Here is a 23,970-nt window from a genome sequence, read left to right as displayed (position 1 = left end):
CGCCGTATTTTTTACAGGTTTTCTTGGCGGCACAGCGTTCCTTATCCCTCCCGAAGGGGGATATCGATCTCCTGCTGCAACGTAAAGCTGTAGATCGTCAGCTTGGTGACCGGCACACCCAGGCGCAAGGCAAAGGCATGACGATAGAGCTGCAGCTGGGCGGCATATTCCTTTTTATAGAATTCAGGCTCCCTGCTGGCGTCGGTCTTGTAGTCACAGATCTCGGCATGGTCGTCAAAGACCAGCACCAGGTCGGCGATGCCCTGTACCAGCACTTCGGCATCGCTCTGCCCCGCTTCCGGCGCAACCTGGGAAGCCGGAAGGGCGGTGATGAAGGGTTCCTCCCGCAGCACTCGGCGGGCTGCACGGATTCTTCTCCAGACGCCGCTCTCAAAGAAGGGACGCACCCGCTCCAGATCCAGTTTCTCCGCCAAATCGGCATCCAGCAACCGGAGATCTTTCTGACGCTGCACTTCCGCCTGCAGATCGGGCGCCGGACCATCGAAAGGCACACTCTGCAGAAAGGCATGGATGGCGGTGCCTCGCTCGGCGCCGGTCATCCCGCTTTTTTGCAGGAAAGCCGGACGCTCCAGCGCCACGGGGCGTGCTCCATGTGTCACTGCGCTGACACTGACCTTGGCCGGAATTTTCTGGAGTTTCTCCCGTGGGTTGTGCCAGGCAAAGGTTTCTTCCAGCGCGCGGCGCAGCGATACATCGGGCTGTACTTCTAAACAAGGCGGCTGTTCCGGCATCGCCTCCGGTGCCGGCAGCAGACGAACCGTCAGCGGCACCTTGGTGGGCAGATGATGGGGCAACAGCGGCGTATGAGCCCACAAAGCATCACTTTCGGGGTGCAGCAAAACCGCAGTCAGCAGCCACCCTGCCCAACTGCTCATTCCCTGCATGGCTTCGGGACCGGTGGCTTCGGCGGCCGCACAGAGTGCCGGCGTTTTGAGGGCGCTGTCGGTCTTTTTCAGGGGAATCGTCACGATGAGGGCGTCCTGGGCACGGGTCAGCGCCACATACAAAACACGCATTTCCTCACTGAGCGTCTCGGTGCGGATGGCCTGGGCCAGCGCTGCGTAAGGCAGGGTCTTGTAGCGCTTGGCAGACTTTCCCGCCCGCAGCATGACCCCCACCCCCAGCCGGCTGTGGGTCAGTACCGGGCGGATGGCATCACTCTGGTTGAACTGGTGAGCTGTGTTGGCCACAAAGACCACCGGGAACTCCAGTCCCTTGGAGCGATGGACCGTCATGATGCTGACACACCCCGGACGGGTCTGACCGCCGCCGCTCTGATTCAGGCCACCATTGGCCGCTGCGGAATCCATGGCACGCACCAGCGCCGAAAGGCCCGCGCGGCCGGCCCCACCCGCCCAGGTCACAAAGGTGAGAAGATCTTCCCGGCAGCGGGCACCATCGGGGAGCGCTCCCACCGCTGCCAGATATCCGGTGCGTGCCAGCAGTTCTTCCAGCAGGCGGTCCACCGGCAAAGTCCGGGCCAGACGGCGGTACTCCGCCAGAGACTCGGTGAAAGCTGCAAACCGGGGCTGGCCGCCATACAGCACCGCGCCGTACAGACTTCCCTGGGGGCAGGCCCGGCGCAGGGATACCAGATCGTCCGGCGTATAGGGGAACATGGGACTGAGCAGCACCGCTGCCAGCGGAATGTCCTGCGCCGGGTTGTCGATGACCCGCAGCAGGGCTGCGAAGGGGCGGATATGGGGCGCATCCAACAGGTCTGCCGCCGTATCGGCAAAGACCGGGATCTCGGCCGCCCGAAGTGCCTCCTCGTAGATGGAAAAATCTGCACGGCCGCGCAGCAGGATGCAGAAATCATCATACCGGCAGGGACGTGTTCCCGTCTTGTCCCGCACGGCAAACCCTTCCTGCATCATCCCGGCAATGCGTTGGGCAATGCCCGCAGCATCCCCCGCCGCGTCGGCACCGTCCAAAACGTCCACTTCGCAGAGTCCCGGATAAGACACATCGGGTTTGCCCACCACCAGACGCTGTCCGTCTCCGTAGGTCACGCCGCCCAGCCCCTCCGAGAAGAAGACCGAAAACAGATAGTTGATTCCTTCGATGACCTGCGGAGCACTGCGGAAGTTGGCATCCAGCGCCAGGGTCGCCGGTTGGGGCGCCGGCTGCGGATAGGGCTGCCAACACTGCTGCTTGCCCAGGAACACCGCCGGGTCGGCCTGCCGGAACCGGTAGATGCTCTGTTTAATGTCGCCCACAAAGAACAGATTATCGGCCTCCGGGGACGCCAGCGCGAAATAGATGGCATCCTGCAGGGCGTTGGTATCCTGGTATTCATCCACCAGTACGGCGGAATACCGCTCACTGACGGTATGGCAAAGCGGCGTGCGGCTGCCGTCCGGAGCAATCAGCAAATCCAGGGTCAGGTGCTCAAAATCCGCATAGTCCAGCAGTTTTTCCTCACACTTGGCCGCGAAACAGGCATCGGCAAAACGTTGGGTAATCCGCACCAGTGCCGCCACCAGCGGGGCCGCACGACGGCGGTCCTCCTGATACTCTTCCGCCGTGCAGAGCAGGAAGTCCGTGCGCAGGGCCGCAATCTGCTTTTTGGCACGGTCACGCAGTTCGCTGGCCGCAAAGGCCACCGGATTGGAATCTTTGCCGCCTTTGATGCGTCCCGCTTTTCGCCAGCTGCCGCCCAGTTCCTCCAGTGCCGCCACCGCGGCATCCCAGTCCCCCTGCTGCAGTTTCTGGCAGAGCCATTCCACGCGGGAAACATCATCCTGCAGCACCGCCGTGTAAGCGGCATCAGCCGCCTCGTCACGGGCCGCCGTACGGGCACCGGCTTCCAGCAGGGCCTGGGCGCCGCGCGCCCGGTCCAGTGCAATGCGCAGCAGGTCCTTTCCCCAGGGAGTAGTCTGGGGTGGTTCCCCGTTCTGCCACTGGTCGGCAAAGGACTGCAGCGCCTGCATGGGGTGAGGCAGCGACCGGCTGAAATGATACAGTTCCAGCACCGCATTGCCTGCCGTCTGGTCGGTGCGGCCCCGGTCGTAGAGGTCGGCAAAGGCACGGAAATCCGGATCTTCATAGGCTTCTTCCAGCAGGTCTGCCAGGACTTCCTGTTCGATGCGGGCCAGATCTGCCTCCTCGGCCGTCTCAAAGTCCGGCGGTACATCCAGCGCCGCGAAATGCTGCTGCACGAAATGCAGGCAGAAGGCATCCACCGTGCCGATGGAAGCCCGCTGCAGCAGGAGCTGCTGGCGGCGCAGACGCACATTCCCAGGATGAGCCCGCACCTCATCCGCCAGGCGGGTGGCAATATCCGCCCGGAGTTTGGCCGCCGCCGCATTGGTGAAGGTCATGATCAACAGACTGTCTGCCTCCACCGGATGCTGCGGATCGGTGATCATCCCTACCACACGTTCCACCAGGACCCGGGTCTTGCCGGAACCGGCCGCCGCCGATACCAGCAGACTGCCGCCCCGTGCGCCGATGGCCGCCGCCTGGGCAGGGGTAAATTGAATTTTAGGGGTATCCGGCATAGTGTTCTCCTTTATTCTTCTGCAAACGGATCGGCAGCTGCCTCCACCTTGCGCTCATTTTCCCCGTCCCGGTGTGCACAGGCAATACGGAAATCGCAATAAGTGCAGGGGCTTCGCCCGCCGTTGCACAGCGGCTGGGCATCGATCTTGCCCGCATAAAGGTTCCTGGACATCTGCTTCAGCAAACCGTCCAGATGATCCCGGATGCGGGCCAGTTTCTTTTCATCGGCCAGACGGCTTTTGCCGTTGGTGACTTTTCCGGTTTTGGCGCTGAAATTCAGCGGCACAAAATTGCCGGTGCAGCGGCGGTCCATGGCCTGATAGACACTCTCATCATCCAGCAGGAGGCCGTTGAGCGGATAATTGTTTTCCGCCTCCGCTGCATCCTGCCCGGCCTCGGAACGAGGGATACTCTCGGGAGCCGGATCCGCCAGGAGGTATTCCACCCCCGCTGCCGTCGCGCCCGGGAATTTATTTCCGGCGTTGCGTTCCAGCGTAAAAAGATACAAAAGCATCTGGCAGTCCAGCCCGCAATAGACTTCCTTGAGTTGAAAATCCTTGCCGCCGGTCTTGTAATCCACCACCCGCAGATAGGTGCGTTCCCCCAGCGGCATGGCATCCACCCGGTCCACGGTGCCCACAATCCGCACCGTGTGACCGGCTCCGTCCTTCAGCTCCACCGGATCGATCCGCGGAGCCTCGGGATCCTCCCCGGGGCGGTCATCAATGCGAAGTTCAAAGGCCACCGGCTGGAAACCGGACTGCTGCAGGTCCCGCTGGATAAACCCCAGCAATCCCACCAGATTGCGGCGGATTCGCTCGATCAGGTACTGCATCCGCACCGTGATCCCCGGCAGATTGGCCTGGGTATATTCCGCCACCAGTTCCTCCACCAGCGCCTGCAGTTCCTCCGCAGTCAGGTCCTTGAAGGCCGCTCCCTGACGACGCAGGGCGTTTTCCAACACCCAGTGGGTCAGCGTACCGCTGATGTTGGGCGCAAGTTCCGCTTTCTGACGGGGCGCAGCCCGCAGCACGAACTGCATAAAGTAGCCAAAAGGACAAGTCTGGTACTTTTCAAACCGCGTCGGGCTGACACGCAGACCAGGCCCCAACAGCTTCTCCAGTGCCCCGGTATCCCGGACGGCAGGTTCCGCCTTCTCCCGGGCACGGCGTACCGCTTCATACCCCGGGGCGCTCTGGGGTGTTCCTTCCGCATCCTCCAATGCGGCGCGCAGGGCTTCGCCCTCTCCTTCCCGGCCGGGCTGCTGACTGATGACACCAAGTATGTCCAACGCCGCTGCCGGAGAAGCGCCCAATTCCGCAGTGGACGGCCCGGCGAAGGGAACTTGCAGCAACCGCCGCACCGGAGCCAGTGCCGAACTTGCAGGGGTATCGTCCTCGGCATGGGCGGCGCCTGGCCAGCTTAGCCACAGGAATGACCGCGCCGCCGTCATCGCTTTATAAAAACAGACCCCTTCACGCAGCACCTTATTTTCGAAGCAGTCCGGCAGTTCTGCTCCCTGCCGGATCATCGCATCCCGGTCGGCATGGGTCAGAAGCCCCTGATCGCCGGGTGTCTTGGGGAATTCTCCCTCCAGCAAACCGACGACAAACACCGCATCGGTTTCAGGCAGACGCATGCGGCCCGCCGTTGTCAGAATCACGCTGTCCAGGCTCTGCGGGATATGTCCCATATCGGTGGTACGCAGCAGCAGCGTAAAGAGTTCGGCATAATCGGCCGGCGGCAGTTCCTCCTCCCCCAGCAACTGTGCCAGCTGGTTGAGCAGTCCCATGACCACATTCCACTCCCGCAGAACCTCGTCCGCTTCCGGCATGCGTCCCTGCCCCCGCAATGTTTCTGCCAGGGCGTTGAGCGTATCCTCCGCACCAAGGGACTGCAAGAACAGATACACCTGTTTGGTCAGTGCCGCCGCTCCCGCATTTTTCACGCGGGGCAGGAATTTCTGGATGCGCTCCATCAAAAACACACGGGCTGCCTCGGCCTCTTCCCGGGTCCGGACATCTTCGGCGCGTTCCACATCCGCATACCCCGCTGCACTGCGGGTGAAAGGGGCACGCCAGTCCGCGGCCTTGAGGGACCAGGTGTATGCGTAGTTTTCCAGCGCGGTCTGCTGTCGCTCGGGCAGATTCACCAGCCCGGTCTTGAGCAGCCGCAGCACCGTCCGGCTGGAAACGCCGCTCCTTGCCAGGTCCAGCACGGCATGCACCGCACGGGCAGGCGCCGTATTTTCCGGCGTGGTCGCCTCGTCACAAAAAAGAGGAATGTTCTGCAGGCGGAATTCGTACCGCAACGGCCCCAGATACTGCGCCGCGTCACGGCAGATGACCGCCATGCGATGATAGGGCATCCCGGCACGGGCACGGGCCGCGATTTCAGCCGCCACCGCCTTGGCCTCGGCCTGCCGGCTGGCCGCCCCATAGCAGACAATGGCTGGCTGGTCCGGATCCACCGTCCGGTCCGGCGTGTAGGTAGGATCGGCAAGCAGCAGATTCAGTTCCGCCAGCACCGGGGTGTCCGCATGGCGGGGGTCATCGGTCAGGGTCTCGGTATGTACCGGAACACCGGCGTCGGCGGCCATACGGCGCAGGCTGCCTGCCACCGCTTTGGCACCGCTGAACAATCCCATACCGCCCTCGTGATCCTCCGGTCCGTCGCAGCAAAGGCAGACCGTCACATCGGCAACCGGCAGCATAGCAGCCAGCAAGGCCCGTTTCGGGGCATTGAAGGTGTCGAACTCGTCAATGAAGACCGCACGGCCGGCAAAAAAGGCTGCGTCCAGATACTGCGCTGCCAGCTGCTGCCGGTCACCGGGGTCCATGGCCGTCTGGGCCAGCAGTCCCTCATAAGCGCCGTAGATCAGGGAAAGTTCCTGCAGCTTGTCCCGGTCGGCTCCCGGGGCACAGGCATACGCTGCCAGAGCCTGCGGCGTGACACCGGCGCTCTTCAGTTCCTCGATGGTCTGGGCCGCTTTTTCGCAGAAAGCCGCCGACCGCCGCTGCCGGTTATAGTACACCACCTGGTCCAGCAGCGAGTCCACCGCCCGGCGCACCAACAGCGCCCGTCCCGCCTCATCCAGCGTCTGCACCGCCGCCCCGCCATAACGGCGCAGCAGTGTCTCGGCCAGAGAAGTAAAGGAGTAACTCTCCACATAGGCTGACAGAGTATCCCCCAGCGTACGGTACAACTGCCCCTCGGTGGAGGAAGTGAACTGTTCCGGCACAATCAGCAGGCTGCGTTCGCCGTGTTCGGCGCGGGTACGCAGCTCCGCCAGCATACGGCGGGATTTGCCGCTGCCCGAAGGTCCCAGAAGTAGATGCAGCATAAAAAGTCCTTTCCCGTTGCAGAAAAAAGAGGGAATGTGGGAGCCTGCCGGGCTTCCCCCTTCCCTCTTGGCATTGATTTTACAGGCCCCGCAGGGCATCCAGCAGAGCAAAGCGCACTTCATAGGAACCAAACACCAGCGCATTTTCTGCCCCGGTGGGGTATTCTGCTGTTGCCCCCGACACACAGAGGGCCGGGTAAAGCACACAAAACCAATTGTGCCCCTGCGCCGCTCCCAGCTCCACCCGCAGCGCGGTATAGGTACCGCCGGGCAGGGCAAACTCGCCGTAGTCCCGGGCATCAAAGTCGTAATTTTCCAGACGGACAGCCGCCGTCTGTCCACTGTGCTCCTGCAGCAGCGCCTGGTTGGCGGCTGCCTGCAGGGCGGGCAGCGATCGCCGCAGCGCCTGCTGGGCCTCGGCAGGTGTCCCGGCTTCGGTAACCGTTCCGGGCAGCGCCGCCAGAACGGCGTCCCGCACCTTAAGTTTCAGAAGCTGATCCTCGATGGTATCACTGTTGGCCAGCACATGCAGCCGGATGGTATCCGCCCGCACCCGGGCAGCCACCGTTTCCCGCCACCCCATAGCCAGCGTAAGTACAATCGTCAGCAAAAATCCCAGGCCAACGCCCAGTTCCAATACCTGTCGTCTGCGGTTCATACCCACTCACTCCCTTCGCAGGGAGTATGGGCGGGCCAGGCATTCCGCAAACACAAGGGCGGTTATTTTTTCAGGGGGCGCCGTACCGTGACCCGCGGACCGCCGCGGGTGGGCCGGCAGAGATAGCACTGTTTGTAGCCGGGTTTGAGCGCCGCAAGGGCTGCGCGCGCCTTATCCTCGTCGTCAAAGACGCCGAACACCGCGGCCCCGCTGCCGGTCATTTGAGCTGTCAGCGCTCCGTGTTCCCGCAGGACCGCGCAGATAGCCGGTGTTTCTTCGGCGCCGGAGCAATGTTCCAGGGCATTGCCGGCCGCTGCACAGACTGCCGCGAGATCCCCGGACCGCACCGCCTGTTCCTGCGCTTCGCAGTCGGGATGGACCGGGCTGCCCATGGTGTCATACCGGGCGAAAGCTTCCGGAGTGGATACGCCCACGCTGGGCATCGCCACCACAAACCAGCATTCCGGGCAGGGCGGCAGTGCCTTCATGAGATCGCCGACGCCGCGTACCCGGCAGGTACCGCCCAGCAGCGCAAAGGGCACATCTGCCCCGATTCCCGCGCCGATGGCACAGAGTTCGCTTATGGAGAGATGCGCGTCGTACAGGTCATTGAGTCCCACCAGCACACCGGCTGCATCGGCGCTGCCGCCTGCCATGCCAGCCCGCACCGGCACCCGCTTGTAGATGGTCATGTCCACCCCCGCCAACAGGCCGGTGTAATGGAAAAAGGCCAATGCCGCTTTGATGGCGGTATTCTTATCGTTGACCGGCACAAAGCTGCCGGGCAGTGTCAGATTCAGCCCCTCACTGCGGCGCAGGGTGATTTTTTCGTACAGGTCGATGGTCTGCATGACCATGTCCAGATCATGATAGCCATTGGGCATGGTGCCCACCACGTCCAGCGAAAGGTTCAGCTTGGCCGGGGCCAGCACCGTAACGGATTTTTTGAGCATAGAGATCCCGTTCCTGTCTTGTGTGATGCCTTATTCGGTCTTGAGCCAGCCGTGTTCCTTCAGGAAAGCCCGAATGCGGTACATGGCCGTTTCCAGATGGTCCACGCTGTAGGCGTAGCTGATACGGGCATAGCCCTCACCGGAAGCGCCAAAGGCATCTCCCGGAATGATCGCCACTTCCTTCTCCCGCAGCAGCTGCTCGCAGAAGGCCTCGCTGCTCAGGCCGCTGATCTGAATGGACGGAAAGACATAGAACGCCCCGCGGGGTTCAAAGCAGGTCAGCCCCATCTCATTGAGAGCCTTGACCACATAACGGCGGCGGCGGTTGTACTCATCCCGCATCATCTCGATCTGGTCGTCGCACTGGCGCAGCGCCGTGATAGCCGCATACTGGCTGGTGGTGGGAGCACTCATGATGCAGCTTTGGTGGATCTTGGTCATGATCTGAATGATGGGTTCCGGCCCCACCGCATACCCCAGGCGCCAACCGGTCATGGCGTAGGATTTGGAGAAGCCATTGACCACAATGGTCCGTTCGGCCATACCGGGGATCGCGGCGAAGGAAACATGCCGGTCCAGACCGTAAGTAAGCTCGGAATAAATCTCATCCGACAGCACCATGACGTTGGTCCCCCGCAGGACCTCCGCGATCGCCTCCAGATCCTCGCCCCCTATAACCGCTCCCGTAGGGTTGTTGGGATACGGGAAGATGACCAACTTGGTGCGCGGCGTGATGGCGGCTTTGAGCTGCTCGGCCGTCAGACGGAAGCCGTCCTCGGCGCGGGTGGCAATATGCACCGGCACACCCCCGGTCAGCTGGGTGATGGGTTCATAGCAAACAAAGCAGGGTTCCGGGATGATCACCTCGTCCCCGGGTTTGACCAGGGCGCGGATGGCCAGGTCGATGGCTTCGCTGCCGCCGACGGTGACCAGCACCTGCGGCACATCATATTTCAGATCAAAACGGCGTTCCAGATACCGGCAGATCTCGGCGCGCAGCTCCTTGAGGCCGGCGTTGGCCGTATACTTGGTGCGCCCCTGTTCCAGGCTGCGGATACCGGCATCCCGCACACTCCAGGGTGTCTTGAAGTCCGGCTCGCCCACCCCCAAAGAGATGCAGTGCGGCATATCACTGGCCAGGTCAAAGAACTTGCGGATGCCGGAGGGACGCATCGCCTGGGCGGCAGGAGCAAGCAGTTCGTTATAGTTCATCACAGCATCGTCCACTCTCTTTCGTCGGTCTCCTCGGCCTGGTACAGGCGGCCGCCCCGCTTATAGGCACGCAGCACAAAGCTGGTCGCCGTAGAGATCACATCGTCCAGCGGCGACAGGCGCTTGGCGACAAAGAGGGCGATTTCCTGGAAGCTGCGGCCCTTGATGATGACCTGCAGATCGTAGCTGCCGCTCATCAGCAGCACGGTATCCACCTCATCAAAACCGGCAATGATGGTGCCGATGTCATCAAAACCGCGGGACTTGTGCGGCGTGACCCGCAGTTCGATGACCGCTTCCACCAGATTGACGCCGGCCTGCTCCCAGTCCACCAGCGTCTCATATCCACGGATATACCCCTTGGCAGCAGCCTCATCCATCATGGCGGCCACTTCCTCCGGCGTCTTGTCCAGCATCGCCGCGATATCCTCAATGGGCATACGGGCATTCTTTTCCAAAATCCGCAGCAATTCTTCCATATTGATACACCTCTTTGCAGTATATATGGTTTGATTATAGCATAGACCGCCTGAGAATGCACCTGTTTTTTGCACAAAAAACGCCCCCGCAGCCTTGTGCGGGGGTGTTCGGTTCTGCAAAAATCAGCCTACGGCTTCGTCGCTCTCCGCCGTATCACTGTCAGCTTCCGGTGCGGAATCCGCGGATTCAGATTCCGTGCCGTCCGTCGATTCCTCGGAATTTTCTGTGGATTCGGCAGGCTCGGTACTCTCGGCCGGTTCAGTTTCCTCTGCAGCGGAAGCATCCTCTTCCGCTGTGCTGCTGGCCGCGTCCGTCATGGAAGAATTCAGCTGGCTCTCCACCATGGACTGCGTATCCTGGGTCACAGCCGCGGTGGGCGAAGGCTCCGGCGTGGCTTCCACCTTCATTTCGCTCTCCTGCAGGGCGGCCAGATACCAGTCGCGGTTTTCTCCGCGGGTAAAGACGTAGTCCATATACTTGACAGGATCGGTGGGCGCCGTCAGGGCCAGTTCGCCGCTGGCACTGTTGCTGGTGGTGGGGATGTACCCCACCGTGACGTACATCTTGCCGCCGGAGGTCGTAATTTTTTCCACTTCCGGCGTGTACTGCGCCACCGAACTGGTGACAGGCACCAGATAGCACTGCTTTTCCTCGTTGTACTGATAGACGAACTCGTCGGTGCTGAAGCTGCCGTCGGTGATCTGGTAATCAGGCCCCAACAGATTGGAGATGTAGGTGTCGATCTCCAGCTTGGGGATCATCGCCGAACCGGTATCGGGATCGCGCTCATACTGGTCCAGACTCTCTCCGTTTTTCTGGATCTCATAGACGGTGCCCCAGATCGCGGCCTGCTTGAAGACACCGGGATCGACGGCATTCACATCATCAAAAGGAAGGGGATCCAGCATGACCATGCCGTACAGCAGGTCCGCGTAGGAAGCCCGGCGGCCGGAATCATCCAGTGCGCTGCGCAGCGCACTGACGACCCAGCCCAACACGGTAAACAATCCGATGAGTGCCAGCAGCAGCGAGACCGCGCCCAGAATCTGCCGGGCCAGACGGCGGCTGTTGCGGATTTGCTCTTCTCTGTAATTTGCCATTGTGGATTATGAAGCTCCTAAAAGATCTGCGGGCCTGCAGCCCGGAAGGTTCTGTACAGGGCAGATGAATTACTTGTTTTTGTACATCTGCTCGTAGTACTTCTGATATTCACCGCTGGTGACATGGCTCATCCACTCGGGATGCGCCAGATACCAGTCGATGGTCAGCACGATCCCCTTTTCAAAGGGAGTTTCGGGATACCAGCCCAGATCTTCCTTGATCTTGGTGGGATCAATGCCGTAGCGGCGGTCATGGCCCAGACGGTCGGCCACATGGGTGATCAGTTCTTCGCTGATACCTTCATCCTTCAGGCGGTCATGCAGCTGGGCAATGACGGTCTTGACGATGAAGATGTTGGGACGTTCATTGTGGCCGCCCACATTATAGACCTCGCCGTCCTTGCCGCCATTGGCCACCATATCAATGGCCTTGCAGTGATCCATGACATACAGCCAGTCTCGGATCTGCATGCCGTCACCGTAGACCGGCAGCTTCTTGTGCTGCTTGGCGTTGTTGATGAGCAGGGGGATGAGCTTCTCCGGGAACTGATAAGGGCCGTAGTTGTTGGAGCAGCGGGTGATGTTCATCGGCATGCCGTAGGTATCGTGGAATGCCTTGACAAACATATCGGCGCTGGCCTTGCTGGCGGAATACGGGCTATGGGGGCACAGCGGCGTGGTCTCCATGAAATAGCCCTCGGCGCCCAGCGCGCCGTACACCTCATCGGTGGATACCTGCAGATACTTCTTGCCGGCTTTCCAGGTTTTGGCCTCGGCGTCGTACCAGGCATCCTTGCAGCACTGCAGCAGGTTGACGGTGCCCAGCACATTGCTCTCCACAAAAATTTCAGGGTTCTTGATGCTGCGGTCCACATGGCTCTCCGCCGCAAAGTTGATGACGTAGTCGGGATCGTACTTGGCAATCAGATCGGTGACCAGCGCCTTGTCGCAGATATCCCCCTGCACAAAGATATGGCGGGCGTCATCCTCGATGTCCTGCAGATTTTCCAGGTTGCCGGCATAGGTCAGCTTGTCCAGGTTGATCAGACGAATGTCCTCATACTTGTCCAGCATGTAGTGGACAAAGTTGGAACCGATAAAACCGGCGCAGCCGGTGACGAGATAAGTTTTCATAACGTGATCATTCTCCGTTCCAGTTTGCAAAAAAGTCCTTGAGAGCGTCCTTCCAGTCGCGCATCTCGTCGCCGACGGTGCAGCGCAGCATGCGGTTGTCCAGGGCACTCCATTCGGGACGGTTGGCGCTCTCGGGATGGGCAGCGGCGTATTCGGCACTGGTGCAGGGAATCACCTTGCAGGGAAGGCCTGCTCCCTTCATAATCTCTGCGGCAAAGTCTGCCCAGCTGCAGATGCCGTTGCCAGTGCAGTGGTAGATGCCGTAATCATGGCTGACCGCCAGCTTGAGGATATGGTACGCCAGGTCCACCGCATTGGTGGGATTGCCCAGCTGGTCGTTGACCACGGTGATCTTCTCGTGGGTTTTGCCCAGATTGACCATCGTCTTGACAAAGTTCTTGCCGTAATAGCTGTAGAGCCACGCCGTGCGCACAATGATATGGCGGCGGCAGAACCGCTCCACGTACTGTTCGCCCAGCAGCTTGGTCTGACCGTAGGCCGAAATGGGCGCCGGCAGTGCACACTCATCCAGCGCCACACCGCCGTTGGGCGCGCCCGAAAACACATAGTCGGTGGAAATATGGATCAGGCGGGCATTGACCTTGTCACAGGCCAGCGCCAGATTGCGCGGGCCGATGGCGTTGACTGTAAAGGCTGCATCTCGGGAAGTCTCGCAGCCGTTCACATTGGTGAAGGCCGCGCAGTTGATGACGGTATCCGGCTGGTGCCGGCGAATGTAGCTGATCGTTGCTTCCCGATCGGTGATATCCAGTTCATCCACATCCACGGGAATGACCGTGGCCTTGCGCAGACGCTCCGGCAGAGGGCCCAGCACACAGCCTTCCTCTGCCAGCTGATGCTGCAGTTCGGTGCCCAGCTGACCGCGGCACCCGGTAATCAAAATTTTCATTGCAAATCCTCTCAATACAGCAGCTTGTCGTCGGCAACGTTCTTCAAATGCTTGCCGTAGGGCGACTTGCCGTACCGTGCGGCGCTTTCCAGCAGTTTTTCCTTGCTGATCCAGCCGTACTTGTAGGCGATCTCCTCCGGAGCAGAAATCTTGATGCCCTGGCGCTGTTCCACCGTCTGTACAAACGTAGCGGCTTCCACCAGGGAATCCATCGTGCCGGTATCCAGCCATGCGTAGCCTCGGCCCAGCAGCTGTACGTCCAGCTTGCCCTCATCCAGGTACATCGCATTCAGCGTGGTGATCTCCAGCTCTCCGCGGGCGCTGGGCTTGACCTGCTTGGCCATCTTCACAACGTCCTTGTTGTAGAAATACAGACCTGTGACCGCATAGTTGCTCTTGGGATGTTCCGGCTTTTCCTCGATGGAGGTTGCGCGCCCTTCCTTGTCAAAGGAAACCACACCGAAACGCTCAGGGTCATTGACATAGTACCCGAATACCGTGCTGCGACCTGCTTCCGCATTGGCCGCGGCCGCCTTCAGGCGCTTTGAGAAACCGGCGCCATAGAAGATATTGTCCCCCAGGACCATCGCACAGCAGTCACCGTTGATGAATTCCTCCCCCAGCAGGAATGCCTGGGCCAGACCGTCAGGGCTCGGCTGGACCTTGTACTGCAGATGCAGGCCGTACTGACTGCCGTCGCCCAGCAGCGCCTCAAAGCGCGGGGTGTCGGTGGGGGTGGAGATGATCAAAATATCCTGAATGCCCGCCAGCATCAGCGTTGACAGCGGATAGTAAATCATCGGCTTATCATACACAGGCAGCAGCTGTTTGGAGGTGACCATCGTCAACGGGTAGAGTCTTGTGCCGGCACCACCGGCAAGGATAATCCCTTTCATCGTTACAACTCCTTATGCTGAATTTGACAGTGCGCGCCGCCCATCCCACGGGGGCTTCCCATTGGGGCATAATCTCACACAATATTGAAGTTATTATACCGCATTTGTCTGCATGGCGCAAGGGGCAAATCCCGCCCGCGCCTCCGGATAGCCGGCCGGAATTTGTTTCCAGTTTGTTACCATTTGTTTACGAACGCTTGACGTCTGCGACATCATATGATACAATATACGCAGTGTAATTGACGATGGCCGTGTACGCCGTCTTGTAATATTGAATTTTCAAGCCTATATTAAGGAGGCGTTTTCGCGTTGAAACGCTTTTTATGCGCGGCCTTTTTTATTGCGCTGGTCGCCTTGCTGGCCGCCTGCGGCGTGCTGAACAATGAACGTTCCGCCGCACAGGCCACTGCAACCCCCACCAGTTCCACTTCGCGCACACAACAGCAGAGCGATACCGTCAAGGTCAATGAAACCGTTGCCAAGGTGGATGTCGTTACCGCCCAGAGCAGCCAGACGCCTTCTTCTACGGCCACCCCTGCTGCCGACACACCGGCCACCGGTGATTTTCCGGTTCTGTATCTGGCCGGAATCGTCGGCCTGATCCTGATCTGTTCCGCAGGCCTGCTGATGCTGCGAAAGATATGATGACAACGCCCTGCGGGGCGTTTTTTTATTTCCCGAAAAAAGATGCAGAGAGGAGTCGGTTCCCTTGTTCAAGCGTTACCGCAGGCTGCGCGGCGACACAGCCTACTACCCTTTCGCCGCCCGTACCGGTCTGCGCGCCCGCCAGCGGCGTCATGCCCGGTGGCTGCGCCTGGGCGGAGCCGTCGCACTGCTTCTGGCCGCCGCGCTGCTGCTGCGGCAGACGCTTTTCCATGGCGGCCAGCCGGAGCCTCCTACCTTGGTGGCCGTCAGCTCCACCACAGCCACCGCGGAGACCGGCCGTGTCACGGTGGCGCCATTGGCAGCCACCCGCGATGCCCTGGCCAGGACGGAGGCCGCCGATGCACACACCACACCCGAAACCGCCCCTACTCCCGCCCCCGAACAGGCTGCCCAGGTCCTGCCTCCGTACCGTGCGCTGTATGAGCAGAACGCCGACCTGGTGGGCTGGCTTCGCATGGACGGAACTGGCATTGATCTGCCGGTCGTCCAGACTCCCGGCGACAACGAGCACTATCTGCGCCGCGGGTTCGATGGATTATATGCCACCGGCGGCACTCTTTTTCTCGACGAACAATGTTCCATTGATCCTGACAATCCCACGGCCAACTGGCTGATCTACGGACACAACATGGCGGATGGTTCCATGTTCGGGGAACTGACGCGTTACCGCGACGAGGCATTCTGGCGGGCGCACCCCACCTTTACCTTTGATACGCTGTATGAGACCGGTACCTGGCAGGTGGTGGCCGCGCTGGACACCACGCTGGGTGCCGATGCCCTCCCCTATTATACCTTCTTTGACGCCGACACCAAGCTGGAATGGCAGCAGCGGGTGGATGCCATCCTGGATCTGGCCCTGTACGATACCGGTACCACCCCCGAATACGGCCAGCAGCTGCTGACTCTTTCCACCTGCGGCAACACGACCCCCGCCACCGACACCCGCTTTGCCCTGCTGGCCGTCCGTATCGGGGATTGAAACCGCGTCCGGGCAGTTTGGTCTTGCATTTTCGGCGGGAATCCGCTATGATGTTGCAAGACAATACTATGAGAGGAGCCTGTGAAGTATGGCAGAATTCACCTATGAAATTACCGAGCGCATCGCTGTGCTCTCCACCAATGCACGCGGCTGGGAGCGCCAGCTGAACATGATCAGCTGGAACGGCAATGCACCGAAGTATGATATCCGCGACTGGTCCCCGGACGGCAGCCGCATGGCCAAAGGCATCAGCCTGACCGCCGAGGAACTCAAGACGCTGCGGGACATTCTCAACGACATGGAACTGTGAGGTCGTTATGGAAGACTACCACGCTCAATTTGTGGAGATCTATAACAAGAACATCACCCGTCCCGGTGCCGACCGGCTGCTGAACTGGCTGGAAACCACAGATTTCTTCACCGCACCGGCTTCTACCCGTTTTCACGGTGCCTGCGAATACGGTCTTGTCATGCACAGCATCAACGTCTACCAGGCGATGATGCAGCATTTCTTCACCGAAGGGGAGAGTGCGGAAAGCTACGCTATCTGCGGCTTGCTGCACGATCTGTGCAAGGCGAACTTTTACAAGGTCAGCACCCGCAACGTGAAGAATGATGCCACTGGACAGTGGGAGAAGGTCCCTTACTATCAGGTAGCCGACCAGCTGCCCTATGGCCACGGTGAGAAGAGCGTTTATCTGATCGAACACTTCATGCGGCTGAAAACTGCCGAAGCAGTGGCCATCCGCTGGCATATGGGCGGCTTTGACGACGCGGTGCGCGGCGGCAGCTTTGCCGTAAGCGACGCCTACAACAGCTATCCGCTGGCTGTCAAACTGCACATTGCCGATCTGACCGCCACTTACCTGATGGAGCAGGGCACCAGCAGCGTGGAAAACGGACATCCAAAAAACAAATAGAAATCCTATAAAAACAGCCTGCCGGGAAACCGGCAGGCTGTTTTGGGTTTATTGAGGCAGAGTTATCGTCCACTGGGCCAGTATCGCTTCCTCCTCCGCATTTTTGTCCAGCACCTGGGCGCAAAGTTCGGTAACGCCTTCCGGTACGGCATCAAAGTAATCGGTATGCACCGTACAAGACTGCACATCATCCTCATGCACGTTTCCTGAGGCCGGCTGCAGTTTGGTCCATGTTCCTCCCTGCACCGCAAACAATCGCAAGGCCGGCGTTGCGTCCCCCGGCAGCGCTCCGGTGACGGCATATTCTGTCCGTGTCTCACCGGGGGTAGCTTTCACACTGAACAGCCTCACCCCATTTTGTTCACCGCCCTCAATCTGACCTGTGCGGGTAAGGGAGGCGTCTGCCGAAACCGTAAAAGAAAGCGTGTAAGACCCCTGCAGCGGCGTCTTTACTTCTGAACCGACGACGCCATCCCCTGTTTTCACCCCCACCAGGTGGGATAGGGTCAGCGATGCCTGCATATCCTGGGTATCGCCGGTATAGTTCTGCAGATTATAGTCCATCTCACAGACAAAGGTTCTGGCATCCTGTTTTCGGAAACAAGGCAGGAGATCGTTGGTCACGGGCTCTCCATTCAAGGTAACGCCGCCGTACAACGTGTTAGCCTCCGCCTCGGTGGTATCTTCCCACAGAAGGGGCGGATCGATGGTCACGGTCTCAAAACCCGCCAGACTGTCATCTTCGGCAGTCAGCACAAGCCCCACCCGCAGATACAGTTCGTCGCAGTATACCTGACTCAGCGTCACCGCATAAGGCAGCCCCAAGGTATCCTGCTGCGCATCGCTTTCCGGGGCATCCTGCTCCGAGGATTCCGCCTGCAGCTGCACCGACTGGGCATATTCCGTCAGCTGTTCACTCTGCAGCGGGGCCTTTGTCAGATGGTTGATATAGGCAAACACATCTCCCAGCACGGGCAAATCCTGCGCCAATGCCGGATTGAAACCATTAAGCCCCACCAGCAATACCGCGCATGCTACGCCGCTGACCAGTACCTTGCCCCAGACGGGCCATTTCCGCCTGCAGTACCTGCGCCCGGAGTGTGCGGACTTTTCCCGGATACGGTGCAGTACCGCCATGCTCAATGCATCCATCTCCGATTTCGTCAGCGGTTCGTCATCACTTGCAAGATTGTTCAGACAATTCATCAGATCACGATCGTCATACATGGGTGATACCTCCTTCGCGCAGTTGTCGGCGCAGCCGTTCCCGGCCACGGGAAAGCCGTGTATTCACATTGGTCACACTCAATCCCAGGGCAGCTGCGATCTCCCGGCTGGATTGCAGCAGATAGTATTTGCGCAGAAAAATTTCTCGGTCCGGCGGGTCCATGGCCGCCACCAGCCGTCCCACTGCTTCGGTGGCGTCCCCCGTCCTGCCCTCCGTCAGATCCGCCAGGGTGCGGACCATCTCCTCGGTCAGGGGAATCTCTGTGCGGCGGCTCAATCTACGATAGCGGTTTATGCCGGTGTTCCGTGCCGTCACAATCAGCCAGGCCCGCACCGGAATTTGCTTCTCCTGCAGGTGCTGGGCATTGCGCCACAGCGCCACAAAGACATCCGCCATGCATTCTTCCACATCGTCCTCCCTGCCGGGCAGAATCCGTCGCAGGATGCCGCGGACCAGCGCAGCATAGTCCCGCATAGCCCAGCGTAAACCGGTTTCCGGATCACGCAGGATGGCCTGCGTCAGCATGGGTGTGCCGGTAGTTTCCATTGCCTCTCCTCCTTTGTGGTTTTCGTTTCACCCTGATAAACAAACCGCGGCGGGGATTTCTTACGTCCTGCGTGCCCTTTCACAAAAAAACAGCCGCCCCGGTCAAAAGCCGGGACGGCTGTACAAAGCTGTCATTTTTTGTTTTGATCGTCGATCTTATCGATCTCATTCTGCAGCAACTGGGAAACCGGATTGCGTGCATTGCGCAGCCGCCGGCTGCCCGCCGGTTTGGGCGATGCCGGAGCGGCGTTCCGATGACTCCGCAGCGGCTGCGCCGTCGCTTTGACGCGGAACTGTGGTGCAGACGGCTTGGAGGGAGCGGGTTGCTCCTGGGCAGGCTGCGGTTCCGTCCACTCCGGCGTTCCCTGAGCAAAATCCCGCATTTCGGTGCCCAGTTCTTTGAGTTCTGCCTCGGTGTCATCCAGCGCCTGGTAAATTGCCTGGGTCAGGCCATCCAGATCCAGCGTGGCCGCGCTCAGGCGCTGGTCCACGCTGGCCAGACGGTCACGGACCAGCATCACTCCAGCCGCAATACCGCGGGCATTTTCCGCCATACGGCTCTTCTGGGTGTCAGCCTGCTGCTTGAGTTCTTTCTCGGCACTCTCGGCATAGAGCTTGGCATCCGACAGGATTTTGCGGGCTTCCAGACGTGCTTCCCGCACCGCATCGGGTGTCGGTGCGGTTCCTGTCTGCCGCGACGCTGCCAGCTGCTTCTGCAAATCTTCCACCTGCTGCTGGAGGTCATGACACTTGAGCTGCCAGACATTGGCGTTTTTCTGGCTTTCTTTCTGGCCGGACTGGTATGTATCCAGCTGTTTCTGCAGATTCTCCAGCTGTTCTTCCCCCTCGCGGCGCTTGTTTTCCGCCGCCTCGGCCCGCTGGTTGGCCGCAGCCGCTTCTGCCTGCAGAGCCTTGATGCGAGCATCCGCATCCTGTCGCTCGCTGCGCAGCGTGTCCAGTTCCGACTGTACCCGGCGCAGCTTCTGCTCGTATTCCATCTCATGCTGCTGGGCTTCGTCTGCCAATGCGTTCATGTACGCCAGCACATCATTTTTATCAAATCCGAACAAACTGGAACGGAATCCCTGTTCCTGAATGTTCTTGGTATCAGAAGGCATGGCGTTTTACATCCTCTCGCAGCAAAATGTGCAGAAATCAGGAGCGCTTGTTCAGAATGCTGAGCAGATCATCGAAGTAATCGCCGTCATCCTCTTCTTCAGCCGGGGCCGGGCTGCTGCCCACCTGGGTATCCACACCGGTATTGAAAGACTGGGTGAAGATGGGGTTGGGCATGACGGGGCTGATGTCCGGAGCTGCCGTCTGCGCCTTTTCGGCGGGCTGAGCAGCCTCCACGGGCTGGGTCGCTGCAGCGCGCTTGGCGTCCACATGGGCCTGGATCGGCTCGTCGACCTCCGGCGTGCTCTCAAAGCCGGTGGCCACCACGGTGATGCTCATCTCATCGCTCAGGCGCTCATCGAAGGCAGTACCCCAGATGATGTTGGCATCGGGATGGGCAGACTGGGTAATCATGGAAGCAGCGGTCTCCACATCGTCCAGACCGATATCGGGGCTGGAGGTAATGTTGATGATGACGCCGCGTGCACCGGCAATGCTGGTCTCCAGCAGCGGGCTGGAGATGGCCGCCTTGGCCGCATTCTCTGCCTTGCCAGCGCCCTTGGCCACGCCGACGCCCATGTGGGCAAAACCGGCGTCCTTCATGATGGAGCGCACATCGGCGAAGTCCAGGTTGATGAAGGCCGGAATATTGATCAGGCTGGAGATGCTCTCGACGCCCTGACGCAACACATTGTCGGCCGCCTCAAAAGCGTTCATCAGCGTGATGCGCTCCTGGCTGATCAGCTTCAGGCGCTCATTGGGAATGACAATCAGAGAGTCCACATGCATCATCAGGGAGGCAATGCCCTGCTCAGCCAGGCTCATCTTGCGCTTGCCTTCAAAGGCAAAGGGCTTGGTGACAATGCCGACGGTCAGGATACCCAGGTCATGGGCAGTCTCCGCCACAACAGGGGCAGCACCAGTGCCGGTACCGCCGCCCATGCCGGCAGTGATGAAGACCATCTGGGCACCCTTCAGGGCGTTGGAAATCTCGTCCTTGCTTTCCTCGGCAGCGCGCTGACCAACCTCCGGGTCGGCGCCGGCACCGCGGCCCTTGGTGAGCTTGGCGCCCAGCTGGACCTTCTGCGTGGCCTTGGAATTGAGCAAGGCCTGCTGATCGGTGTTCATCGCAACGAACTCGACCCCGGACAGGCCGGACTCCACCATGCGGTTCACAGCGTTGCCGCCGCCGCCACCTACGCCGATGACCTTGATATTGGTCACATTTTGCATTTCTTCGTCGAGAACGAATGCCATGAGTGTATCCCCCTAAAATGTAAAAGTGTCAGCGGACCTTCAGGTCATCCCACCAAAATGGGCACACTGGTCCGTGAATTTTTTGCATATAACCGATTATTAGAATAACAAATTTTCGCCCCGATTTCAATACCTGTGGGGAAAATTCGTAAAAATTGCCTGTTTCAGCACATAATCCACCAACCGTAGGGGGCGGTCCGGCAGATTATTTTGGCGCAAACGTAGAATTTCACCCGGTCGTTCTTTCCCGTTCCGGTATTTTTCCCCGCTGCACGCTGCAGTGCGCGCCGAGGCTGTTCAGTTCTGCCGGCAGATCGGCATACCCGCGGCGGATATGCCCCGGATCACAGAGTTCCGTGACCCCCTGCGCGGCCAGAGCTGCAATCAGCAGGGCCGCCCCGCCCCGCAGGTCCGGTGCCTGCACCCGGGCACCGTGCAGATCAGCCCCGCCTGCGATCCACAGACGGCGCCCCTCCGCACGGCAGCAGGCGCCCATAGCGGCAAACCCTGCCGCACAGGCGAACCGGTTGGCAAACAGGTGGTCATAAATTTCACTGGGGCTGTCGGCTGTGAGCAACACTGCCGCCGCCAGCGGAGCGGTGTCCGTGGCAAAAGCAGGCCATCCGTTGGCATACAGATGCTGTCCGCCGTGCAGTTTCCGGGCAGGATCCCGCGCGACCTCAACGCCGCTTTCCCCCGGCCGGACTTCCACGCCGCAGTCCTGCAGGAAGGTCAGAAAAGCATGATAGTACCGGGGCGCACATCCCGCCACCGTGACCTGTCCTCCGGCTGCTGCAGCCGCAGCCGCATAGGTAGCTGCCGCAATACGGTCCGGCAGCGGTGTATAGCGTACGCCCCCCAGTGCCCGGCGGCCCTGAATCACAAGAACAGGCGTTCCCTCCCCGGTGATCTGGGCGCCGCAGGCACGCAGGAACCCCACAAGATCACAGACCTCCGGTTCGCAGGCCGCTCCCCGCAGCACCGTTGTGCCCATGGCGCAGCAGGCTGCCATCAACAAGGTCATGGTTGCGCCAACGCTGGGCAGCCGCAGCGTGAAATCTGTTCCCTGGAGCGGGCCGAACCTCCGCAGCGTCACTGCCTCCCCCTCCAGTTCCACCTTTGCCCCCATCGCCGCAAGACCGGCCAGATGGATATCCACCGGACGAGGTCCCAACCGGCATCCTCCGGGCAGCGGCAGACGCACCATTCCTGTGCGGCATAACAGTGGGGCCAGATAAAATACCGAGCTGCGCATGGCACCTGCCAGATGGGGCGGGATCTCGCCGCACAGATCCCGAACGTCTGCAGGCAGCGTACACAGATCCGGACCGTGGCGTACCGCTTTGGCGCCCACCGCCTGGAGCAGTGCAAGGCTGGTGTCCACGTCGGACAGTTCCGGAGCATTTTGCAGGCAGCACGGCCCCGCACACAAAAGAGTGGCCGCCAGCAGTGGCAGCACGCTGTTTTTAGCGGCGGCCGGCCGGATGGTTCCCTGCAGGGTATGCCCGCCGGTGATCGTGATTGTCTGCATGATGGCCCCCCAATCCAGATGCGGCACAGCGCAAAAAGGCACGGCACCGCCCCTCGGGACGCGGTGCCTCCGCTGGTATGCCGATATTTCCTCACTAACTTATATATGAAAGCCGGTGCTTGATATGCCATTCTCACAGAAGCATGGGCTGGATCTGCACCCCCCGAAGAGCACTTTCCAGGGTATCCGGCAGCTGGGTAAAATCGCTTTTCAGGCTGTTTGGTTTTTTGTAGCTGTCATCCTGCCCGAAAGGCACAAAATAATAGTGTTTGCGCTGCAGCAGCGCCGCCAGTGCCGGGGCACTGCCCGACAAACCATCGTTGGTGGACGGTGCCACCACAACCGGACATCCGCCGCGCAAAAGACTTTTGGCCGCCAGCGTCACCGGTGTCGAACTGATTCCCGCCGCCAGCAAGGCCATGGTGGTGCCGGTAGCAGGCGCGATGATCAGCGCCCGGGCACGGTGTTCAGGCCCCAGCGGTTCCACGGCCTGCAGGGTGGTGAGCGGTGTGCGGCCGGTCAGTTCCCGCAGGGATTCCCGCAGGGCCTGTGCTGTGCCGAAACGGGTATCCTGTGAAGCAGCACTGGCGCTGAGAATGGGCAGCACATCCCACCCCCGCTCCCGCAGCGCCTGGATCTGCGGCAATACCACCGAAAAACTGCAAAAGCTGCCACACAGCGCAAAGGCCACGGTGCGGGCGCTTTCTTCATGGTTCGTCATGCAAGCTCCCCCTTTCCTCCAATAAGGCCAGCACCGTCTGGGCTATCAGAGTGCCTGCCGTGCGCGGGGCACACTTGCCGGGCAGCGCCAGCGCGTGTTCCGCACGGATTCCCAGTTCGCTTGCCGCCGTAAAGTCCGTGCCGCCAGGACGGCTGGCCAGGTCAATGATCAACGCCTCGGGCGGCAGCTTTTGCAGCAGTTCCCGGGGCAGCACCATCGCCGGGATGGTGTTGATGACGGTGTCAAAAGCTGGCAGAAGCGTCGGCAATGCGCCGAGCGGCGCGGCATGATGACCGGCACACCGTGCATTGGCACGCTGTTCAGCATTGCGGGCCACGACCGTTACATGTCCGCCCAGCAGCTCCAGCCGCCTGGCAACAGCCCTGCCCACCCGTCCGTATCCCAGCACCAGGAAATCGCTTTCCCATATCGTACGCTGCCGCAGTTGCAGCAGCATCGCAAGGCAGCCTTCCGCCGTGGGCACCGCGTTCAGGCATTCCAGTTCCGGGCGCCGGAAGTAGTCGACCATAGGCAGACTGGCTTCCCGTATCGCCCGTTCCACCGGTGCACCCGGGCGTCCTGCCAGCAGCAAGGTGCCCGGGCGTACCGTCTGGAGTGTGCGCGCCACTTCGTCGCTGACCCGGTCCTGAGACATGGGCAGCAGCACATAATCTGCCTGAGCGGCAGCCTCCGGGCCGACCACCCGGTATCCCGCCGTCCGCAGTGCCTGTGCCGCCGCCCGCTGGCGGGCATCACCGCCCACCACACAAAAAGTTTTCGGCATTGCGTCCTCCC

21 protein-coding genes are annotated in these 23,970 nt (G+C 60.6%); 4 read left to right on the top strand and 17 right to left on the bottom strand.

All coding sequences use genetic code 11. The features are described 5' to 3' along the window. Positions 1 to 41 precede the first annotated feature (41 nt). The 10 genes from NQ490_RS13255 to rfbA form a co-directional block, all read right to left on the bottom strand. Positions 42 to 3,524: a UvrD-helicase domain-containing protein gene (locus NQ490_RS13255; RefSeq protein ID WP_007046683.1), complete on the bottom strand. Its 3,483-nt coding sequence runs from the start codon at positions 3,522 to 3,524 to the stop codon at positions 42 to 44. Positions 3,525 to 3,535: 11 nt separating this feature from the next. Continuing rightward, on the bottom strand, positions 3,536 to 6,868 hold the full coding sequence (locus tag NQ490_RS13250; protein WP_040917639.1) for a PD-(D/E)XK nuclease family protein: 3,333 nt from the start codon (positions 6,866 to 6,868) through the stop codon (positions 3,536 to 3,538). Between the two features lie 79 nt (positions 6,869 to 6,947). Next, the gene (locus NQ490_RS13245) at positions 6,948 to 7,526 is read right to left on the bottom strand and encodes a stage II sporulation protein R (RefSeq protein WP_007046685.1); all 579 of its coding nucleotides are present in this window, start codon (positions 7,524 to 7,526) and stop codon (positions 6,948 to 6,950) included. A 62-nt stretch (positions 7,527 to 7,588) separates the two neighbouring features. Beyond that, positions 7,589 to 8,479 (bottom strand): 4-(cytidine 5'-diphospho)-2-C-methyl-D-erythritol kinase, encoded by an 891-nt coding sequence (ispE, locus tag NQ490_RS13240; protein ID WP_007046686.1) that lies wholly within the window; start codon positions 8,477 to 8,479, stop codon positions 7,589 to 7,591. Between the two features lie 30 nt (positions 8,480 to 8,509). Continuing rightward, complete coding sequence (locus NQ490_RS13235) at positions 8,510 to 9,691, bottom strand: aminotransferase class I/II-fold pyridoxal phosphate-dependent enzyme (protein WP_007046687.1); 1,182 nt, start codon at positions 9,689 to 9,691, stop codon at positions 8,510 to 8,512. Next, the gene (locus tag NQ490_RS13230; RefSeq protein ID WP_007046688.1) at positions 9,691 to 10,170 is read right to left on the bottom strand and encodes an Lrp/AsnC family transcriptional regulator; all 480 of its coding nucleotides are present in this window, start codon (positions 10,168 to 10,170) and stop codon (positions 9,691 to 9,693) included. Before NQ490_RS13230 ends, NQ490_RS13235 begins: the two co-directional genes overlap by 1 nt. A 123-nt stretch (positions 10,171 to 10,293) precedes the next feature. Then, on the bottom strand, positions 10,294 to 11,271 hold the full coding sequence (locus NQ490_RS13225; RefSeq protein ID WP_007046689.1) for a hypothetical protein: 978 nt from the start codon (positions 11,269 to 11,271) through the stop codon (positions 10,294 to 10,296). Between the two features lie 69 nt (positions 11,272 to 11,340). After that, positions 11,341 to 12,405 (bottom strand): dTDP-glucose 4,6-dehydratase, encoded by a 1,065-nt coding sequence (gene rfbB / locus NQ490_RS13220; protein ID WP_007046690.1) that lies wholly within the window; start codon positions 12,403 to 12,405, stop codon positions 11,341 to 11,343. Positions 12,406 to 12,412: 7 nt separating this feature from the next. After that, a complete protein-coding gene (gene rfbD, locus NQ490_RS13215; protein WP_007046691.1) occupies positions 12,413 to 13,315 on the bottom strand; it encodes a dTDP-4-dehydrorhamnose reductase in 903 nt (300 codons plus the stop codon). An 11-nt stretch (positions 13,316 to 13,326) separates the two neighbouring features. Continuing rightward, the gene (gene rfbA, locus NQ490_RS13210; RefSeq protein ID WP_007046692.1) at positions 13,327 to 14,211 is read right to left on the bottom strand and encodes a glucose-1-phosphate thymidylyltransferase RfbA; all 885 of its coding nucleotides are present in this window, start codon (positions 14,209 to 14,211) and stop codon (positions 13,327 to 13,329) included. A gap of 309 nt (positions 14,212 to 14,520) precedes the next feature. On the opposite strand from rfbA, the gene NQ490_RS13205 reads away from it, so the two are divergent. The 4 genes from NQ490_RS13205 (at position 14,521) to NQ490_RS13190 (ending at position 16,776) form a co-directional block, all read left to right on the top strand. Beyond that, entirely contained in the window at positions 14,521 to 14,856 is a 336-nt protein-coding gene (locus NQ490_RS13205; protein ID WP_007046693.1) for a hypothetical protein, read from the top strand. Between the two features lie 64 nt (positions 14,857 to 14,920). Then, positions 14,921 to 15,856: a class B sortase gene (locus NQ490_RS13200; RefSeq protein WP_007046694.1), complete on the top strand. Its 936-nt coding sequence runs from the start codon at positions 14,921 to 14,923 to the stop codon at positions 15,854 to 15,856. An 88-nt stretch (positions 15,857 to 15,944) separates the two neighbouring features. Next, positions 15,945 to 16,166, top strand: coding sequence for a YdbC family protein (locus tag NQ490_RS13195; RefSeq protein WP_007046695.1), 222 nt, complete (start codon positions 15,945 to 15,947; stop codon positions 16,164 to 16,166). 7 nt (positions 16,167 to 16,173) lie between these two features. After that, positions 16,174 to 16,776, top strand: a complete 603-nt coding sequence (locus NQ490_RS13190) for a hypothetical protein (protein WP_007046696.1) — start codon at positions 16,174 to 16,176, stop codon at positions 16,774 to 16,776. 48 nt (positions 16,777 to 16,824) lie between these two features. Here the strand turns inward: NQ490_RS13190 and NQ490_RS13185 are convergent, their stop codons facing one another. The 7 genes from NQ490_RS13185 to NQ490_RS13155 form a co-directional block, all read right to left on the bottom strand. After that, entirely contained in the window at positions 16,825 to 18,003 is a 1,179-nt protein-coding gene (locus NQ490_RS13185; RefSeq protein WP_007046697.1) for a DUF4179 domain-containing protein, read from the bottom strand. Continuing rightward, the gene (locus NQ490_RS13180; RefSeq protein WP_007046698.1) at positions 17,996 to 18,550 is read right to left on the bottom strand and encodes a sigma-70 family RNA polymerase sigma factor; all 555 of its coding nucleotides are present in this window, start codon (positions 18,548 to 18,550) and stop codon (positions 17,996 to 17,998) included. Before NQ490_RS13180 ends, NQ490_RS13185 begins: the two co-directional genes overlap by 8 nt. Before the next feature lie 131 nt (positions 18,551 to 18,681). Next, entirely contained in the window at positions 18,682 to 19,668 is a 987-nt protein-coding gene (locus NQ490_RS13175) for a hypothetical protein (RefSeq protein ID WP_007046699.1), read from the bottom strand. A gap of 37 nt (positions 19,669 to 19,705) precedes the next feature. Next, a complete protein-coding gene (gene ftsZ / locus NQ490_RS13170) occupies positions 19,706 to 20,923 on the bottom strand; it encodes a cell division protein FtsZ (protein WP_007046700.1) in 1,218 nt (405 codons plus the stop codon). Between the two features lie 229 nt (positions 20,924 to 21,152). Continuing rightward, the gene (locus NQ490_RS13165; RefSeq protein WP_007046702.1) at positions 21,153 to 22,454 is read right to left on the bottom strand and encodes a UDP-N-acetylglucosamine 1-carboxyvinyltransferase; all 1,302 of its coding nucleotides are present in this window, start codon (positions 22,452 to 22,454) and stop codon (positions 21,153 to 21,155) included. 133 nt (positions 22,455 to 22,587) lie between these two features. After that, positions 22,588 to 23,175 carry a dipicolinate synthase subunit B gene (locus tag NQ490_RS13160; protein WP_007046703.1) on the bottom strand — a complete coding sequence of 196 codons (588 nt, stop codon included), beginning with the start codon at positions 23,173 to 23,175 and terminating at the stop codon, positions 22,588 to 22,590. Then, positions 23,162 to 23,959, bottom strand: coding sequence for an NAD(P)-dependent oxidoreductase (locus tag NQ490_RS13155; RefSeq protein ID WP_007046704.1), 798 nt, complete (start codon positions 23,957 to 23,959; stop codon positions 23,162 to 23,164). The genes NQ490_RS13160 and NQ490_RS13155 overlap by 14 nt, the downstream gene beginning before the upstream one ends. Between the last annotated feature and the right edge of the window lie 11 nt (positions 23,960 to 23,970).

Source organism: Subdoligranulum variabile, assembly GCF_025152575.1.
GTDB lineage: Bacteria > Bacillota > Clostridia > Oscillospirales > Ruminococcaceae > Gemmiger > Gemmiger variabilis.
The sequence above is the reverse complement of the archived record's forward strand: the minus strand, read 5'-3'. Positions and strand labels throughout refer to the sequence as shown.

Bases quoted from the DNA above. Each gene is read 5' to 3' on its own strand.
- NQ490_RS13190 (WP_007046696.1), top strand. From the start codon at position 16,174: ATGGAAGACTACCACGCTCAATTTGTGGAGATCTATAACAAGAACATC.
- NQ490_RS13245 (WP_007046685.1), bottom strand. From the start codon at position 7,526: ATGAACCGCAGACGACAGGTATTGGAACTGGGCGTTGGCCTGGGATTT.
- NQ490_RS13165 (WP_007046702.1), bottom strand. From the start codon at position 22,454: ATGCAGACAATCACGATCACCGGCGGGCATACCCTGCAGGGAACCATC.
- NQ490_RS13250 (WP_040917639.1), bottom strand. From the start codon at position 6,868: ATGCTGCATCTACTTCTGGGACCTTCGGGCAGCGGCAAATCCCGCCGT.
- NQ490_RS13255 (WP_007046683.1), bottom strand. From the start codon at position 3,524: ATGCCGGATACCCCTAAAATTCAATTTACCCCTGCCCAGGCGGCGGCC.
- NQ490_RS13185 (WP_007046697.1), bottom strand. From the start codon at position 18,003: ATGTATGACGATCGTGATCTGATGAATTGTCTGAACAATCTTGCAAGT.
- NQ490_RS13195 (WP_007046695.1), top strand. From the start codon at position 15,945: ATGGCAGAATTCACCTATGAAATTACCGAGCGCATCGCTGTGCTCTCC.
- ispE (WP_007046686.1), bottom strand. From the start codon at position 8,479: ATGCTCAAAAAATCCGTTACGGTGCTGGCCCCGGCCAAGCTGAACCTT.
- NQ490_RS13225 (WP_007046689.1), bottom strand. From the start codon at position 11,271: ATGGCAAATTACAGAGAAGAGCAAATCCGCAACAGCCGCCGTCTGGCC.
- NQ490_RS13160 (WP_007046703.1), bottom strand. From the start codon at position 23,175: ATGACGAACCATGAAGAAAGCGCCCGCACCGTGGCCTTTGCGCTGTGT.
- NQ490_RS13155 (WP_007046704.1), bottom strand. From the start codon at position 23,959: ATGCCGAAAACTTTTTGTGTGGTGGGCGGTGATGCCCGCCAGCGGGCG.
- rfbB (WP_007046690.1), bottom strand. From the start codon at position 12,405: ATGAAAACTTATCTCGTCACCGGCTGCGCCGGTTTTATCGGTTCCAAC.
- NQ490_RS13235 (WP_007046687.1), bottom strand. From the start codon at position 9,691: ATGAACTATAACGAACTGCTTGCTCCTGCCGCCCAGGCGATGCGTCCC.
- NQ490_RS13175 (WP_007046699.1), bottom strand. From the start codon at position 19,668: ATGCCTTCTGATACCAAGAACATTCAGGAACAGGGATTCCGTTCCAGT.
- rfbD (WP_007046691.1), bottom strand. From the start codon at position 13,315: ATGAAAATTTTGATTACCGGGTGCCGCGGTCAGCTGGGCACCGAACTG.
- NQ490_RS13180 (WP_007046698.1), bottom strand. From the start codon at position 18,550: ATGGAAACTACCGGCACACCCATGCTGACGCAGGCCATCCTGCGTGAT.
- ftsZ (WP_007046700.1), bottom strand. From the start codon at position 20,923: ATGGCATTCGTTCTCGACGAAGAAATGCAAAATGTGACCAATATCAAG.
- rfbA (WP_007046692.1), bottom strand. From the start codon at position 14,211: ATGAAAGGGATTATCCTTGCCGGTGGTGCCGGCACAAGACTCTACCCG.
- NQ490_RS13230 (WP_007046688.1), bottom strand. From the start codon at position 10,170: ATGGAAGAATTGCTGCGGATTTTGGAAAAGAATGCCCGTATGCCCATT.